The sequence below is a fragment of the Paracoccus sp. SCSIO 75233 genome (assembly GCF_027912675.1).
In the GTDB taxonomy this organism is placed as follows: domain Bacteria; phylum Pseudomonadota; class Alphaproteobacteria; order Rhodobacterales; family Rhodobacteraceae; genus Paracoccus.
Genome location: NZ_CP115758.1, coordinates 95,938 through 112,904, shown reverse-complemented (window position 1 = coordinate 112,904; position 16,967 = coordinate 95,938). Strand labels below are relative to the sequence as shown.

At 61.2% G+C, this 16,967-nt stretch carries 13 protein-coding genes; 2 read left to right on the top strand and 11 right to left on the bottom strand.

Annotation, left to right across the window (positions count from 1 at the left end):
- Window positions 1-125 precede the first annotated feature (125 nt).
- From PAF12_RS16415 to PAF12_RS16365, 11 genes are read right to left on the bottom strand one after another with little or no spacing between them, the layout of a single operon-like run.
- The gene (locus tag PAF12_RS16415; RefSeq protein ID WP_027264394.1) at window positions 126-965 is read right to left on the bottom strand and encodes a MaoC family dehydratase N-terminal domain-containing protein; all 840 of its coding nucleotides are present in this window, start codon (window positions 963-965) and stop codon (window positions 126-128) included.
- An 11-nt stretch (window positions 966-976) separates the two neighbouring features.
- A complete protein-coding gene (locus PAF12_RS16410) occupies window positions 977-2,140 on the bottom strand; it encodes an acyl-CoA dehydrogenase family protein (RefSeq protein WP_027264395.1) in 1,164 nt (387 codons plus the stop codon).
- A 3-nt stretch (window positions 2,141-2,143) separates the two neighbouring features.
- Window positions 2,144-2,938 (bottom strand): citryl-CoA lyase, encoded by a 795-nt coding sequence (locus PAF12_RS16405; protein ID WP_027264396.1) that lies wholly within the window; start codon window positions 2,936-2,938, stop codon window positions 2,144-2,146.
- Window positions 2,938-3,852: an SDR family NAD(P)-dependent oxidoreductase gene (locus tag PAF12_RS16400; protein ID WP_027264397.1), complete on the bottom strand. Its 915-nt coding sequence runs from the start codon at window positions 3,850-3,852 to the stop codon at window positions 2,938-2,940. Before PAF12_RS16400 ends, PAF12_RS16405 begins: the two co-directional genes overlap by 1 nt.
- A 12-nt stretch (window positions 3,853-3,864) precedes the next feature.
- Entirely contained in the window at window positions 3,865-4,824 is a 960-nt protein-coding gene (locus PAF12_RS16395; RefSeq protein WP_027264398.1) for a hydroxymethylglutaryl-CoA lyase, read from the bottom strand.
- Window positions 4,825-4,828: 4 nt separating this feature from the next.
- Window positions 4,829-6,835, bottom strand: coding sequence for a biotin carboxylase N-terminal domain-containing protein (locus tag PAF12_RS16390; protein ID WP_009803515.1), 2,007 nt, complete (start codon window positions 6,833-6,835; stop codon window positions 4,829-4,831).
- Between the two features lie 10 nt (window positions 6,836-6,845).
- Window positions 6,846-8,453 (bottom strand): acyl-CoA carboxylase subunit beta, encoded by a 1,608-nt coding sequence (locus PAF12_RS16385; RefSeq protein ID WP_088652161.1) that lies wholly within the window; start codon window positions 8,451-8,453, stop codon window positions 6,846-6,848.
- Window positions 8,450-9,841, bottom strand: coding sequence for a phenylacetate--CoA ligase family protein (locus PAF12_RS16380; protein ID WP_271109768.1), 1,392 nt, complete (start codon window positions 9,839-9,841; stop codon window positions 8,450-8,452). Before PAF12_RS16380 ends, PAF12_RS16385 begins: the two co-directional genes overlap by 4 nt.
- 26 nt (window positions 9,842-9,867) lie before the next feature.
- Window positions 9,868-11,028, bottom strand: coding sequence for an acyl-CoA dehydrogenase family protein (locus PAF12_RS16375; RefSeq protein WP_271109767.1), 1,161 nt, complete (start codon window positions 11,026-11,028; stop codon window positions 9,868-9,870).
- Between the two features lie 9 nt (window positions 11,029-11,037).
- Window positions 11,038-11,817, bottom strand: coding sequence for an enoyl-CoA hydratase/isomerase family protein (locus tag PAF12_RS16370; RefSeq protein WP_271109766.1), 780 nt, complete (start codon window positions 11,815-11,817; stop codon window positions 11,038-11,040).
- The gene (locus tag PAF12_RS16365) at window positions 11,814-12,995 is read right to left on the bottom strand and encodes an acyl-CoA dehydrogenase family protein (RefSeq protein ID WP_028093906.1); all 1,182 of its coding nucleotides are present in this window, start codon (window positions 12,993-12,995) and stop codon (window positions 11,814-11,816) included. Before PAF12_RS16365 ends, PAF12_RS16370 begins: the two co-directional genes overlap by 4 nt.
- Window positions 12,996-13,123: 128 nt before the next feature.
- On the opposite strand from PAF12_RS16365, the gene PAF12_RS16360 reads away from it, so the two are divergent.
- Window positions 13,124-15,124 (top strand): FAD-dependent oxidoreductase, encoded by a 2,001-nt coding sequence (locus PAF12_RS16360; RefSeq protein WP_271109771.1) that lies wholly within the window; start codon window positions 13,124-13,126, stop codon window positions 15,122-15,124.
- Between the two features lie 26 nt (window positions 15,125-15,150).
- Window positions 15,151-16,671 carry a class I adenylate-forming enzyme family protein gene (locus PAF12_RS16355; protein ID WP_088652157.1) on the top strand — a complete coding sequence of 507 codons (1,521 nt, stop codon included), beginning with the start codon at window positions 15,151-15,153 and terminating at the stop codon, window positions 16,669-16,671.
- The last annotated feature ends 296 nt before the right edge of the window (window positions 16,672-16,967 follow it).

The window sequence follows — 16,967 nt, the reverse complement described above, 5'->3', positions numbered from 1 at the left end:
TTCCTCCTCCCACCTCTTAATTCAGAGGTTTGCCTGGTCTATTTTACCAAGTCTCTCCGCGCAGCCTAACAGATGTTAGAAAAAAAAAGTGGTCAACAACTGAATCCGCTACCAAAGGAAACCGATCAGACAGCCGCGTACTCTGCGGAAAAGCTTCGAAGACCGTTTTGATCCTGACACCAGACTGTCCCGGAGGTGCCGGTCTCTTCATTGTGCAGTTGCAATTCGCAGGGCAGGGTGAGTGGCGCGAGGCCGCGGAACGAAAACCGGTGGGGCGATGTTTTCAACGCATCCGCCGCCAGATTCAGAAGCAGCGTGGCCTGCAATGGGCCATGCACAACAAGCCCGGAATAGGCTTCGGTTTCGGTGGCGTAGACGTAATCATAGTGAATGCGATGGGCATTGAACGTCAGCGCCGAATAGCGAAACAGAAGAACAGGATCCGGTGTCAGCGTCGATCTAAGCGTGGTGGGGTCACCCGCGTCAGCTGCGCTCTCGCCCGTGCGGGGGGTGGAAATCTCACGATAAACGATCGTTTGCTGCTCCCGGATACAAAGCCGGTTGCCACTCAGATACTCATGTTCGACGGTCACAAACACCAATGGTCCACTACGGCCCTGCTTGGCCACAATATCCCTGATCGAAGAGCGCCGGGTGATGGTTTCGCCGATTTTCAGCGGCGCGATATGTTTAACATCGCCGCCGGCCCACATCCGGGCGGGCAGCGGGACAGGGGGTAGGAATCCACCCCTTGCGGCATGGCCGTCTTCTGACAGGGCGGTCGCTGGCACGGTATCAAGGGAAATGCACCAATGAATTCCCAGCGGGACATCGCCTGATCCGTCCCAAAGATGCGGACCGAGCGTGGCGCGGAATTTGTCGATCAGCCCCTCCGTCAGAACGTCTTCTTTAGTCTCGGTGCGTCCCAGCCAGGGCGCCAGCGCGTCAAGGTCGATCTCACCCATAATCCTGGCCTTCAGAACGATCTTGGCATGCCGAGGATATGTTCTCCGACATATGACAGGATCAGGTTGGTCGAGATCGGGGCGACCTGATAGAGGCGCGCCTCGCGGAACTTGCGCTCGACATCGTATTCCCGTGCGAAACCGAAGCCGCCATGGGTCTGGATGCAGGCATTGGCCGCTTCCCAGCTGGCCTCCGAAGCCAGCAGCTTGGCCATATTCGCCTGTGCTCCGCAATCCAGCCCAGCATCGAACCGCCTGCAGGCTTCAAAGCGCATCAGATTGGCGGCCTCGATGTTCACATAGGACCTGGCGATAGGGAATTGCACGCCCTGGTTCTGGCCGATGGGGCGGTCAAAGACCATGCGGTCGCCGGCATAGGTGCGGGCCTTGTCGACGAACCAGTATCCATCACCGATACATTCCGCCGCAATCAGGGTACGTTCGGCGTTCAGCCCGTCAAGAATATGGTAAAATCCGCGCCCCTCGGTCCCGATCAGGTTCTCGGCGGGGATTTCCAGGTTGTCGAAAAACACTTCATTGGTTTCGTGGCCGGGCATATTGGCGATGGGGCGGACCTCCATGCCGTTGCCGATCGCCTCTTTCAGATCGACCATGAAGATCGACAGGCCCTGCGATTTCTTCTTGACCTCGGCCAGCGGCGTGGTGCGTGCCAGCAGGATCATCAGGTCGGAATGCTGGATACGGCTGATCCAGACCTTCTGGCCATTGATCTCATACCGGTCGCCCTTTTTCACCGCCGTGGTCTTCAGTTTGGTGGTGTCGGTGCCGGTGGTCGGTTCGGTCACGGCCATGGATTGCAGGCGCAATTCGCCGCTGGCGATGCCGGGCAGATATTTCTGTTTCTGCTCCTCCGAACCATGCCGCAGCAGCGTGCCCATATTGTACATCTGCCCGTGGCAATGGCCCGCGTTGCCGCCGCAGCGGTTCACCTCCTCCATGATGATCGAGGCTTCCGTCAGGCCCAGACCCGAGCCGCCGTATTCTTCTGGGATCATCGCGGCGAGCCAGCCCTCGCGGGTCAGCGCATCGACGAATTCCTCGGGGTAGGTTTCATCCTCGCCGAACTTGCGATGATATTCTGGCGGAAACTGCGCGCAAAGTGCGCGCAAGGCGTCGCGCAGATCGGTGTGAGTGTCTGGGGCTGACGTCTGCATCGGTTACTTCGCTCCTGAACCCGACGTTTCAAGAATTTCCTGCTCGGCACGCTGCCAAAGCTCATAGGAAATCGGGTTTTCGCTCTCTTCGAGGATATGACCGACCAGACCGATGGCGCGTGCCATGACGCCAAAGCCCCGCACGATCTTCCAGGGGAAGCCAAATTCACAGCAGATTGCTCCGATCGCCCCGGTGGCGTTAATCGGCAGCATCTTACCCGATTTTTCTTCGGCAACGGCCTGAATTTTCTGGATCAACTCGATGTATTCACCGGACTTGCCGTTCTCGGCAGCGATCTGGAACAGGCGAGGTGTGCGCGGATCGACCGGCTTGTGCACCGGATGTCCGAGCCCCGGCACGATCATCTTGCGGGCGCGGAATTTTTCCACCGTCTCGACGGCCAGCGCATCCAGATCGACACCGGTGCCCAACTTGTCCTGTGGCAGTGCCTCGTAAAGCATTTTCGAGGCACCTTCCATAGAACCGACAAAGACGGTGCCCAGCCCACACAAGCCAGCCGCCACAGCCGCCTGAAGCGATTCCGGCGCCCCCATATAGGTCATCCGCGCCGCCAGGGCCGATGGCGTGATGCCATGTTCGACAAGGGTGATGATGATGGCGTTGAAGACGCGGCTTTCCTCGAGCGTGGCCTTGCGGCCCGTCAATTGCAGAAAGGCCAGATCGCCCAGGTTCATGTGGCCGAGGATTTCGTTCGGCAAGTCGAGCCCGCGCACGCAGATCTTGTCGGGGGTGCTCCAGGCAATGTCGGAGCTGATTTTTTCTTTGCGTTTTCCCATTAGACCGGATCCCACGAAAAGACATCCGCCGAAACTTCGAGCGGTGTGAATTGCGATTTGAGCGCGGGAATGGCGCGCTCGGCGATTTCATCGGCGGTCCAGCCGTCACCGGAGTGGACGGACCGGAGCGGGCGGGGCTGGTTGAACAGGAATATCTCGTTCATCCGCACTGCAAAGATTTGCCCCGACACATCCGCCGCGCGGTCGCTCATCAGGTAACAGGCCATCGGCGCGACCTTGGCGGGGGTCATCTTCTTGACCTTCTCGACCCGCGCCTTCTGTTCCTCCGTGTCGGTCTTGATCGACGATATCATCCGGCTCCAGGCGAAGGGCGCGATGCAGTTTGACCGCACGTTCCAGCGTTTCAGGTCGAGCGCTACCGATTTCGAGAAGGCCGCGATGCCCAGCTTTGCCGCCGAATAATTCGCCTGCGCCAGATTGCCGATCAGCCCCGAGGTCGAGGTCATGTGCACGAGCGCGCCGCTTTCCTGTTCGCGGAAATAGTCGGCGGCCGCGCGGCTGGTATTGAAGGCACCATAAAGATGGACCTTCACCACCGCGTCGAAATCCTCATAGGTCATCTTGTGGAAGTAACCGTCGCGCAGAATGCCGGCGTTGTTTACCACCGCGTCGATGCGACCGAATTCCTTGACCCCGGCTTCGATCATCGCGCGCGCGGCATCGGGATCGGTGACAGAGCCGCCATCGGCAATGGCATCGCCCCCAGCGGCCCTGATCTCTTCGACGACTTTCTGCGCCGCAGTTTCTGTCTGACCGGTGCCTTTCAGGGATGCGCCCAGATCATTGACCACCACGGCGGCGCCTTCGGTAGCTGCCATCAAGGCGATATCACGCCCGATCCCACCGCCGGCCCCGGTGACCAGAACGACCTTTCCGTCAAGTGCTTTTGTCATCTTCTTGCTCCCTCAGCGTGACTTGCGGTATTTGTCCAACCCGCCGGTGTGCATGACCCGGCCCATGAGCGGCACACCGATGATCTCTTCTGCTTTGACCGCCGCTGCGATCAGCTTGTCCAGATCAATGCCGGTTTCGATGCCGAGCTCGTGACACAGGAACACTGCATCCTCGGTGCAGACATTTCCTGCGGCGCGCGCGTGGCCGTGGCCCGCGAAAGGACAGCCGCCAAGACCGGCGACGGAGCTTTCGAACATGTCCACGCCCATCGACAGGGCCGCATAAACGTTGGCGATCCCCAGCCCACGTGTGTCATGGATGTGCATACCGATGCGCGCCTCGGGCGCCAATTCGCGCAGGGCGCCGATCATCCGTTTGACCGCCTCGGGGTTTCCCCAACCCATGGTGTCGGCGACCACGAGGATCGGCACGGGGATGTTCTCTTCTTCGCATAGCTGAAGGATAAAGCGGAAATCGTCCAAGATGCGTTCTTGGGGGATGGGGCCCTCGAGGTTGCAGCCGAAAGCGGTCATCACATAGGCCGCGTCGACGGTATATCCCTCTTCCTTGTAAAGACGGACCCAGTCACGTTGTTTTTCCCGCATCTCGGCCGAGGAACAATTGTTGTTCGATTGGGCGAATGCTTCGGAAGGATAGAACAGCAGACGCGGGTCGATATCGACCTCATGCGCGGTCAGGGCCTTGCGAAACCCTTTGTCGTTCAGCCACAGCGATGTGTAGTTCACGCCCGGTTTGCGCTTGATACGCTGGAACAACTCGCCGGTGTCCGCCATCTGAGGAACGTATTTCGGGCTGACAAAGCTGCCGACCTGAATGCGTTTCAAGCCGGTTTCGCTGAGCATGTCGATCAGTTCGATCCGCTCTTCGATCGGGTAAATCTTCTTTTCGATCTGAAAACCCTCACGCGGGCCTTCTTCACGAAATTCTACGAATTTGGGAAAGTCGCTCATTTCATCACTCCTCGGATGGCAGAATCTCGGCGATGACCTGGCCCCGGTCGACCATGTCTCCATTCGAGACGGATATGTGGCTGGCGATCCCGGCCGCGGCCGCCCGGATCGAGATTTCGAGTTTCATGGATTCCATGACCGCAACCACGTCGCCTTCGGCCACGCTCTGACCATCGGAGACCTTGATTTCGACAATCATGCCGGTCAGCGGAGAGGTCACGGCGCGATCCGCCGCGGCATCGCCGCCGGCAAAGGCAAGGGGCGCGGCGGGGCGGAAAACCAGGCGGCCTTCGGGCGTGCCCAGTTCGATCACGCCGGCATGCAGACGTGCCTCGATCAGGTGGACAGTGTCGCCCTCGTTCAGGCGCCAACGGCCCGGCGTGATTTCGCGTGCCGACAGTGTCAGCGCCTCGCCGTTTTCCGAATAGACGGTGTATCTGGCACCCGGTTTGACAGGACTGACGCGCAATTCCTCGGATACCTCGTCAGAATCGGTAAGCGTCACGCGCTGCCCCGCTTCCATCGCATCGCCGCCCAGTCCAAGCCGCCAGCCGGTAAAGGCATCACGGTTGGTCCAGGGATTGGCGTTTGTGTCGCTGCGCGACTGGGTCACGAAGAGAATGGCAGCGGTTGCTTTCCACAGATCGGGGCGGGTCAGGCCGGGTGCCTGTGTCAGCTCATCCAGCCTGCCGTCGATCCAGCGGGTATGCACCTGCATCCGTTCGAATTCATGGTTTCGCGCCAGCGCCGTCAAAAAGGCGCGATTGGTTTCGACACCTTCGACCGCGACATGATCAAGCGCCGTGGCCAGACGTGCCAATGCGGTTTCCCGGTCGGGCGCGTGCACGATCAGCTTGGCGATCATCGGGTCGTAGTAGGGCGTGACGGCATCGCCTTCCTCGACGCCGCTGTCGATACGCAGGCCCGATGGCAGGCTGAGCGTGGTGAGCGTACCCGTCGACGGGGCGAATTGCATCGCCGGATCTTCGGCGTATAGCCGTGCCTCGACCGCATGGCCGTTGATCGCCAGATCCTCCTGCACCAGCCCGAGGCCCGCGCCTTCGGCAATGCGCAGGTGAAGCGCGACAAGGTCCAGCCCGGTGATCGCTTCGGTGACGGGATGTTCCACCTGAATGCGCGGGTTCACCTCAAGAAAGAAATATTCGTCCCCCGCGACCAGAAATTCGACCGTGCCCAGCCCGCGATAGTCCAGCGTTTCACCGAGGCGCACCGCGTCGCGCGCGATGTCGTCCAGAAGCGTGCGCGGCAATCCCCAGGCCGGGGCTTCCTCGATGACCTTCTGGTGACGGCGCTGAAGCGTGCAATCGCGTTCGAACAGGTGCACCACATGGCCCTTGCCGTCACCTGCGATCTGCACTTCGACATGGCGCGCCTCGGGCAGGAAACGCTCCAACAGCAGCCCTTCGGAACCGAAGGTGGATTTTGCTTCGCGCAGCGCGCCTTCGATGTCCTCGACCAGCGTGGTTTCGTCGGTGACGAGCCGTTGCCCTCGCCCACCACCGCCGCCGACAGCCTTGAGCAGCACCGGCAGGCCCATTTGGCGCACCTCCTCGGCAATCTGCTCGGGATCGGACCGCGCACCTTCGGCGCCCGAAATCACCGGGACGCTGGCCGCCACGGCGGCCTCTTTGGCGCTGGCCTTGTCGCCGAAACGTTCCAGCGTTTCCGGCGTCGGCCCCATGAATATCATGCCGGCGGCTTCGACCGCGCGGGCAAAATCGGGGTTTTCGGCCAGAAAGCCGTAACCGGGATGGATCGCATCCGCGCCCACCGATTGCGCGGCGGCAATCACCGCGTCGATCTTCAGGTAACTTTCGGAGGCCGGTCCGCCGCCGATACAGACAGATTTGCCGATCTCGCGGACATGCAGGGCATTGGCGTCGGCCTGCGAATGTATGCCGACAGGTGTGATACCGCTGGCCCGCGCAGTGCGCGCGATCCGGCAGGCAATTTCGCCGCGGTTGGCGATCAGAAGCGTTTTGATTTTCACGGTTCGCTCCTCACATCCTGAACACGCCGAAGTTGGTCTCGACCTTGGGTCTGCGCGATGTCACATCTAGCATCAGCGCCATGACGTCACGGGTCTCACAGGGCTCGATCACGCTGTCGATCCAAAGGTTGGAAGCAAAATTATAGGCTCCCTGAAAATCTTCGTATTCCTCGCGGATCGGTGCCTTGAAGGCCTCCTCCTCCTCGGCGGTCCAGTTTCTGCCTTCGCGTTCGTTGATCTGCGCGCGGACCTGAGCTAGCACGCTGGCGGCCTGTTCCGGCCCCATGATCGCCGACCGTCCCGTCGGCCAGGCGAACATTGCGTCCGGCTGGAACGGGCGGCCCAGCATCGCCAGGTATCCGGCCCCGTAAGAGCCACCGGTGATGATTGTGAATTTCGGCACCCGGGCCGAAGACATGGCCGTGATCATCTTCGCACCGGCTTTTGCGATGCCCATCTGCTCGACCTCGCGCCCGACCATGAAGCCGTTCACATCGGCCAGGAACAGCAGCGGAATATCACGCTGCACGCAGAGATTGATGAAATGCGTGGCCTTCAGCGCGGCTTCGACGAAAAGCACACCTGTATTGGCGAGAATACCGACCTCGTGGCCGTGGATGCGACCCCAGCCGGTCATGATCGTGTCGCCATAAAGCGGTTTGAATTCGTGAAAATCGCTCTCATCGACCAACCGAGCCACGATTTCGCGGTTGTCGGTCGGTACCTTGGGGTCGCGGCTGATGAGTCCATAAATCTCTTCGACCGGGTAGGCGGGCGCACGGGGCGCTTCGGGCGTCTTGCGGGGTTGGGGTTTTTCGCCAAGATGGCTGACAATTTCGCGCGTGATGGCCAGAGCATGGGCGTCATCTTCAGCCAAATGGTCGGTCACGCCGGAGACGGACGAATGCATCTTGCCGCCACCCAGTTCTTCGGCTTCGACCTTTTCGCCGGTTGCGGCAAAGGTCAATTCCGGTCCGCCCAGATACATAAAGCCCTGACCGCGCACGATCACCACTTCGTCACAGAGCGCGGGGATATAGGCACCACCCGCAGTGCAGGGCCCCATGACCACGGCGATTTGCGGCACACCATCGCCGGACATGCCAACCTGTTGGTGAAAGATGGACCCGAACTGGCCTTCGTCGGGAAAGATGTTTTCCTGATCCGGCAGGAAGGCGCCGCCGGAGTCCACGAGGGTGATAACGGGCAGACGGTTCTTCCATGCGATCTTCTGCGCCCGCACATGTTTGCGCGATGTCATGCCGAAATAGGTGCCGCCCTTTACCGTGGCATCATTGGCGATGATCATGCATTGACGGCCCTCGATCACACCGATCCCGGTGATGATGCCCGCGCCCGGCGGCACGCCATTGTATTTGTTCAACCCGGCAAGTTCTCCGAGTTCCAGAAATGGTGTGCCCGGGTCGATCAGGCGTTCAATCCGTTCCCGCGGCAGGATCTTGCCCTTCTCCACATGCCGGTCGCGCGCCTTTTTGGGGCCGCCGACACGTTGCAGCAGCCGCAGCGCGTGCAGATCGGAGAGTTTTTCACGGTAGTGTGCGTCATTTGCCCGAAAGTCGTCGGACCCGGTATCAAGCAGGGATTTCATTTTGGTCATGGCAGGTTCGGATATTCCCTGAGAACAAAGGCGACCTTGGCGGCGCCGGGTTTTTCGAAAGTGTCAGCCGCCACCAGGTGAACGTCGGCCTTGAAGACAAGCGCGTCGCGCAGGCGTTGCTCGATCTTCTTCTTGAGGGCGGCGTCATCGGCCGGATCACGACCGGGGCCGCGTTCGACAATCACCGTCAGCGCGCCCTGCGTGGTGTGGCCCTCGAAATCAGCGACGATCCGCATGACGCCATTGGTGTCTGGCACCATCTCGGTGATTACGCTGTTGATGGCGGACGGGAATACATTGGCCCCGCGCACGATCAGCATGTCGTCGGTGCGACCGGTGCAGCGGATCTTGGGGCCGGTGCGCCCGCAGGCGCATTCGGTGTCGATGACCTCGATATAGTCGCCTGACCGGAACCGCACGAGCGGGCTCGCCTGGCGGCCGATCGCGGTATAGATCATCTCGCCCTCGGCGCCCTTTTCCCAGGGAATGATCCTGCCGCTATCGGGATCGAGCAATTCGGTGATGATATAGTCCATGTTGACCATATGCATTCCCGACTGTTCGTCGCACTCGGCCCAGTAAGTCACGCCCAGATCGGTTCCGCCCAGCATCTCACAGCATTTCGCGCCCCAGGCCGCTTCGATCTTGGCGCGGATAGCAGGGATGCCGCCGCCGGGTTCGCCACCGACGATGACCTGTTCCACGCCCAACTCACTAGCCTTGCAGCCCAGCACTTCGGGCGCTTTTTCGGCCAGGTGCAGAACGAAATTCGGAGCACCAACGATGCAGCGCGGGCGCGTATCCGCGCAGGCACGCAGCAGCCGTTCGGCACCGCCATCCGCCCCCACAGGCACGTCGATTGCGCCCATGTACTGCAACCCCTGCATCACGGGGATGCCGCCGACAAAGCCCTTGGCCAGCGAAAACGCGTGCAACACCATATCGCCGGGGCGCACGCCATTGGCAAAGAAGCAGCGCGCTGTCATCTCGTGCCACATCTCGGCGTCGGATTCTGTCAGGGCCACATATGAGGGGCTGCCGGTCGTGCCCGACGAGGCCTGCATCTGGATGATGTCCGACATGGGCGCGGCACGGTGCTTGCCAAAGGGCGGCTCGGCAGCGAGGCTTTCGCGGATCTCGGTCTTGTAGGTATAGGGCAGTTTTTGCAGGTCTGCGATGGTGCGGATATCGTCGAAGTCCACACCGGCCTCGGCGAACTTTTCCTGATAGAAGGTCGAGTTCGCCTTGAGATACGCCATCTGATCGCGCAGCCGCTCTTCCTGAATACGGCGCACCTCGTCGAGCGGTGTGCCCTCGATCGTGTGCCAGAAGCGATCATTTACCTTGTCGGCGGCATCCTGCCGCCTGAAGCGCATTCCAAATTGCATGTCGTTCTCCATGTCGGGCAGAGCGATCAATAAGACCGCGGCAGACCCATGACCTTTTCGCCGATGAAGCTGAGGCACAGCTCGCGGTTCACGGGCGCCGTGCGCAACAAGCGCACCAGCGGGTACATCTCGTATAGTCCCGTATCCTCGGTGAAGCCCGATCCGCCATGCGCCTGCAGCGCGGCGTCCACCGCTTCGATCCCGGCTTCGGCGGCGGCGTATTTTGCCATGTTTGACGACGCCCCTGCCGGCAGTTTGTTGTCAAACTCCCAGGCCGCGCGACGGGTCATCAGGCTGGCCATCTCGACCGCTGTGTGCGCCTTGGCCATCGGGTGCTGCACGCCCTGATGCGCACCGATGGGTTGGCCGAACACATTGCGTTCGGAGGCATAGGCCACGCCCTTGTTCAGGGCGAACCGGCCGATGCCGCAGCACAGGGCGGCCAGGATGATGCGTTCGGGGTTGAGACTGTCGAACAGGATCGAGAACCCTTCGTCCACCTCGCCGACCACATCCTCCGGGCCCAGATCCACCTCGTCGAAGAACAGGGTCCACTGTTCCTCGGGCAGGGGGATCGAGATCTTCACCCGCTGCTTGTCGACGCCCTTTTTCTTCAGATCCACTGCGAACAGGGTAAAGCCGTCGGTCTTGCGGCTGACCTCGGTATGCGGCTTGGTTCGCGCCACGACTAGGCAATAGTCCGAGACCTCGGCGCCAGTGATAAAGGTCTTTTCGCCCGACAGGCTGAACCGGTTGCCCCGACGTTTGGCCAGCGTAGTGGCCTTCATCGTGTTCGACCCGGCGCCCGGTTCCGTGATCGCAAAACAGAACTGGATATCACCGCGGCAGGCCGCCGGCAGCAGCTCTTTCTTGTGGAATTCACTCCCGTGGCTGGCGATATGAGCCAGCGACATGGTCGGCCCGACCACCATCATCAAAAGCGGAATGCCGTGATTGGCGGTGCCTTCCATGAACAGCGCCATTTCGGTCATACCGAGGCCCGCGCCGCCGTATTCCTCAGGCACCATGATGCCGAGAAAACCGTCGTCGGCAACCTGCTTGAACATATCGTGGGGAAACTCGTGCTTGCGCGCGTGTTCCAGCCAATAAGCATTGTCATATGTCTGCGCCAGCTGGCCGCCATAGTCGTAAATCTGGCGTTGTTCGTCGTTCAAAATGAAATCCATGTTTCGTCCTCAAGCCTTGAATTCGGGGGCGCGCCGGTTCTCGAATGCATCGAGGCCCTCCGCCACGTCATCGCTGGGCAGTGCGCGCACGGCGGCATCGCGCTCAAGCCGCATCTGCTGGTCGATACCAAGGTCCGCGCCTTCGCGCGCCAACCGCTTCATCTCGGCGATGCCGGGACGTGAACGGGTGGCGATTTTCTCGCAGTATTCCAGCGCAGACTTGTGCAGGTCCGCATCCGGCACGATGTAGTTGACCAATCCGGCCTCTTTGGCCTCGTCCGACTTGAGCCAGCGGGCCGAGAACATCAGGTCGAGCGCCCTGCGCTGCCCCATCAACCGTGTCAACCGCTGCGAGCCACCCCAACCGGGAATCAGCCCGAATTGCGCGTGCTGATCGCCAAACTGGGCGCTTTCGGCCGCGAAACACACATCGCATGCCAGCATCAGTTCGATCCCGCCGGCCAGACACAACCCCTGCACTGCCACCACGACAGGGAGGGAGGAGGTTTCAAGCGCACGCAGGTTGTTCATGCCAAAGGCGATGAAATGGTCCAGCGCGGCGGGATCGTTCAATTTACCTTTCACTTCCACCAGATCGGCGCCGGTGCAAAAGTTCTTGCCTTGCGCCCGGATGAGGATCGCCCGAATATCCGGGTTCGCCTCGAATTCCGACCGCGCAGCAGAAATGCGCTCATGCACGTCAAGTGACAGGCAATTGAATTTCTCGGGGCGGGCCAGTTCGATGATGCCGGTGTTGCCCTCGGAAGTGACGAGGATGGGGCCGCTCATTTGGCGGCTCCCTTCGCCTTCTTGTCATACTGCAGCGCCATGCGACCGACCTTCTCGCGGGCGATCACCAGCTTCTGGATCTGCGCGGTCCCGTCACCGATCTGCAAGCCGAGCACATCGTTGTAGCGCTGGTGGTGGGGCAGGTCGGTGGTGTAGCCGTAATGTCCGTGCAGGATCAGGCACTGGTGCAGGATCTCGCAGGCGGTTTTGGGCAGGTACCATTTGCACATGGCGGCCTGAGAGGTGTGGGGCAGGCCACGGTCGCGCAGGTCCAGCGTGTAATAGCAAAGCTGGCGCATCATGGTAAGTTGGGTCTCGGCCTCGGCCAAGGGAAAGCTGACACCCTGATACTGCACGATTGGGGCCCCGAATGCCTCGCGCTCCTGAACGTAGGCCCAGGTTTCATCCACCGACGCTTGCGCGGCCCCCAGGCACTCCAGCCCGATCAGTGCGCGGGAATAGTCGAAGCCCGCCATGATCGTGCCAAAGGCACGGTCCTGTTCCGCCATCATGTTTTCAGCCGGCACGAAAACATCGTCAAAGAAAACCGAGCCGCGCCCGACAGGCTTGGTGCCGATGTCGTCAAAATGGGTGCGCTTGATGCCTTCCTGGTTCAGATCGACGAAAAAGGCGCTGACCCCGCGTGAGCCGCCGTCAGGATCGCCGGTACGGGCAAAGACGACCGCCGCATCCGCCTGACTGGCAAAACTCATGGATGTCTTTTCACCGTTCAGCCGCCAGCCGTTGCCGGATTTCTCGGCCCTCAGAATCAGGTTCGCCGCATCCGAACCGCCGCGCGGCTCTGTCAGGCCCAGGCCAATGACAGCATCACCCGAAACAACCTTGGGCACCCATTCCGACGCGATGTCCTTGGAGGCATGTTTGGCAACCATTCCGCCCATGAGAGAGCCCAGAAGCTGCACGTAACTTGCGTTGAAATCAGCATAGGCGATCTCTTCGACGATCAGCCCTGACGTGACAGAGCTTTCGCCGAGTCCCCCGAATTCCTCGGGCAGATCGGCCCCGATCAGCCCCAGTGCGCCCATCTCCTTGATCAGCGCACGGTCGAATGTATGGCCGCTGGCGCGTTCTTGATATGTGGGCGCAAGCCTTTCAGTTGCGAAGCGCTTTGCGGTCTCGCGAAACGCCTTCTGATCGTCTGTAGGCTGGAATTGCATCGGTGCTCCTCCCCATGAGCGAAAATCTTCTTTCCAAAAAAATCTAACAGATGTTAGAATGTAGATCAAGTGCAGTTTTGAGGAGGAGAACCAAAGTGAAAAATAGACCAGATGGAAGCTTTGAAACCATGCTCTCGCCCATCCGCGCAGGCCAGCATACGTTGCGAAATCGTGTCATCATGGGGTCGATGCACACGCGGTTGGAAACCGAGCCCGACGGCATAGCCAAACAGATCGCATTTTACGCCGAGCGTGCGCGGGGGGAGGCGGCGATTCTGGTCACCGGCGGGTTTTCGCCCAATGCCGAGGGCATATTCGATCCAGAAGGTCCGAGAATCGATGACCCGGAAGAAGCGCTTGACCTGCGCCCGATCTGCGAGGCGGTGCAGGCCGAAGGCAGCCTGATCTGCGCGCAACTCCTCCACGCCGGGCGCTATGCCAAGATCGAAGGCTGTGTCGCCCCGTCGCCGATCCGCGCTCCGATCAACCGTTTCATCCCGCGTGAAATGACCGAAGCCGACATTCTCCGTACCATCGAGGATTTTGCCGTGGCGGCCGCCAATGCGCAGGCCGCAGGCTTTGATGGCGTCGAGATCATGGGGTCCGAGGGATACCTGATCAACGAATTCACCGTCACCCATACCAACAAGCGCCAAGACGACTGGGGCGGCAGCGCCGCGAACCGCCACCGATTCCCGGTCGAGATCGTGCGCGCGGTGCGCGAACGTTGCGGCCCCGACTTTCTGGTCATCTACCGGATTTCGGCGGCCGATCTGATCGAGGGCGGCGCGCCCGCCGATGAAATTGCCGCACTGGCCCGCAAGATCGAGGCCGCAGGTGCGGATATTCTGAACACCGGCATCGGCTGGCACGAGGCCCGCGTGCCGACGATCGCCTATCCGGTGCCGCGCGGTGCCTGGCGCAAGGCGGCAGCCAACGTGAAAGCGGCCGTGTCGATCCCGGTGGTCGCCTCGAACCGGATCAACACACCCCAGCTTGCCGAAGACATACTTGCCTCTGGCGATGCGGACATGATCTCGATGGCGCGCCCGTTTCTGGCCGATCCGCATTTCGTGAAAAAGGCGCGAGAGGGCCGCGCGGACGAGATCAACACCTGCATCGCCTGCAACCAGGCCTGTCTGGATTTCATCTTTTCTGACCGTCCGGTCGGATGTCTGGTCAATCCAAAGGCCGGGCGTGAAACGGAATTCCGGGATACGCCAGCCGACACGCCAAAGAAAGTGGCCGTCGTTGGCGGTGGTGCCGCGGGCATGGCCACAGCCGCCGAGGCGGCGCGGCTGGGCCATGCTGTCACGCTGTTCGAGGCGCAGGACAAGCTGGGCGGTCAGCTGAATCTGGCCCGCGCCGCACCGGGCAAGGACGAATTCGACGAAACCCTTCGGTATTATGCCGGTCAGATGCAAAAACACGGGGTCACGCAGCGTCTGCGGCAGCGTGCTGACGTGAGCGATCTTGAAGGCTTCGACCATGTGGTTATCGCCACCGGGGTCATGCCGCGCATTCCCGACCTGCCGGGTATCGACCATCACAGCGTCGCGACTTACGCCGAAATTCTGTCCGGCGACCGTCTGGCGGGCGACCGTGTCGTCGTGATGGGGGCAGGGGGCATCGGTCATGATGTGGCCGAGTTCTTGGTGACCGAACCCGCCAAGACTGCCAACTCCGACGTCTTTTGCGAAACCTGGGGTGTGGACCCCGAATTTGTATCGTCGGGTGCCCTGGCGGGCGACCCTCTGGCACCGAAACCGTCGCGCCGCAAGGTCGTTATGCTGCAACGCAAGACGGCCAAACCGGGCGCGGGGCTTGGTGTTTCGACAGGGTGGATCCTGCGCAACGCGCTGCGCAAACATGGGGTCGAGGCAATGGGCGGCGTGACCTATGAACGTATCGACGATGCGGGACTGCATATCGTCGCGGACGGAATGCCAAAGGTCATTGCGGCCGATACAATTGTGCTATGCACCGGTCAGGAACCGGAACGGACCCTGGCCCAAGAGCTTGCCGCGCGCGGCGTCCCGGTTACGATGATCGGCGGGGCAAAAGAGGCCGCTGAACTGGATGCGCTGCGCGCCATTGATGAGGGCGTGCGCCTGGCGCAGGGTCTCTGAACCGAAGGCCGGGCAAGGGGTAAACCATGCTGACCGACGTCATCCGCGCGGGGCGCGCTGATCTGTATTCGATCTTTCGAACCCGCGCGCAAGACTGCGCCCGCGCCCTGGCCATCGAGGACGGCAGCAGGAAATTGACCTATGCCGAGCTGCTGGAGCGGGTCGATCGTCTGGCTGCCGTGTTTCTGGCCAGGGGCGTTGCGCCGGGCGACAGGATTGCGATCCTGTCGCACAACCGCTCTGAATACCTGGAGGTCGAACTCGCCGCAGCGGGAATCGGCGCGATCGTCGCCTGTCTGAACTGGCGGCTTGCTTCCGATGAACTGCGGCACTGCATAGATCTGGTCGCGCCGGTTCTCGCGGTCGTCGAACCGGACCTTTCAGAAGCTTACCGGGCCGTCGCGGCAACGCCCTGTCTGATTATCGGGCCGGATTTGGAAACGGCCATTGCCGCGGCCGGACCGGACCCGCGCATCGGAACCATGGTCGACGATCCAGAGGCTGGTCTGACGATCCTTTATACCTCAGGGACCACGGGCCTGCCCAAGGGCGCGCTCATCAGCCACCGCGCGCATATCGCCAGATCCATGGCTTTTGCGGCGCAGCTGGCGCTGGACCCCGGCGACGGGTTTATCGCCTGGGCGCCAATGTTCCACATGGCGTCCACCGATCATGGGTTGGCGACGGTCCTGCGGGGCGGAACCGTGGTGATGGTTGACGGTTTGCAGCCTGCGGTCATCAACGAGGCTCTGTCGCGCCACCGGATCGGCTGGTTCGTGATGATGCCCGGTGCGCTGGACGCCTTTATCGCAGAACGACGCGCCAACCCTTTGCCGCTGAAGGGTATCAAAGTTTGCGGCGCCATGGCCGATCTGGTGCCGCCGCATCAGATCGCGGAACTGACAGCCCTTCTCCACACACCCTATCTGAATTCCTTCGGCGCAACCGAAACCGGCCTGCCGCCGGGGTCCGCCGATCTAATTGCGCCAGGTGTGACTCCGGACCGCCTTTCCAAGCGCATCAGCGCACTTTGCGAGGTTCGGCTCGTCGATCCCGACGACCAAGAAGTGACGGATGGAACGCCAGGCGAAATGGCTGTGCGGGGTCCGACATTGTTTTCAGGGTACTGGAACGCGGACGACGCCAATGCCCATGACTTTCGCAACGGCTTTTTCCACATGGGCGACTTGTTCCGGCGCAATGCGGACGGAACCATCGACTTTGTGGACCGGGCCAAATACTTGATCAAGACCGGCGGCGAGAACGTCTATCCTGCGGAGATCGAGCGTGTTCTTCTATCTCATCCCGGGGTGGTCGATGCCGCAGTCGTACGGGCATTTGACGTGAAATGGGGCGAAAGTCCGGTGGCCTTTGTCGCCCGCGGCAAGGACGGGCCGGATGCCGAAGCGCTGATGAATTTGTGCCGCGACAACCTCGCAGGCTACAAACGGCCGCGCGAAATTCGCTTCATCGCGTTCGAGGATTTTCCCAGATCGACCAGCGGAAAGGTCCAGCGGCATGTCCTAGAAGCGCGGCTCGCAGATTAATTTTTGCTCCGACCCGATCGTCACCCCGCCACGCCCGTTCGCCCCACTAGCGAAATAAGCGTTCCTGTCATCGTTGCGACGAGCTTCTCATCCCCGCCCTTTGGAGTAGCCCCCTGAAAGTGGTCCACCAACCGGGATAGATTGACCCGCGATTGACGTGCTGCCCTCTGTCGGACCACACGGCTGGAGTTTTCCCGGGGGTTTGAGCTCAGGCGGATTCTTCGATCCCTGAGCCATTCATCAGCGCGATCGGTGGTTTGTTCCCGGTTGCGCTGTGGGGGCAGCAGGTCACCCGG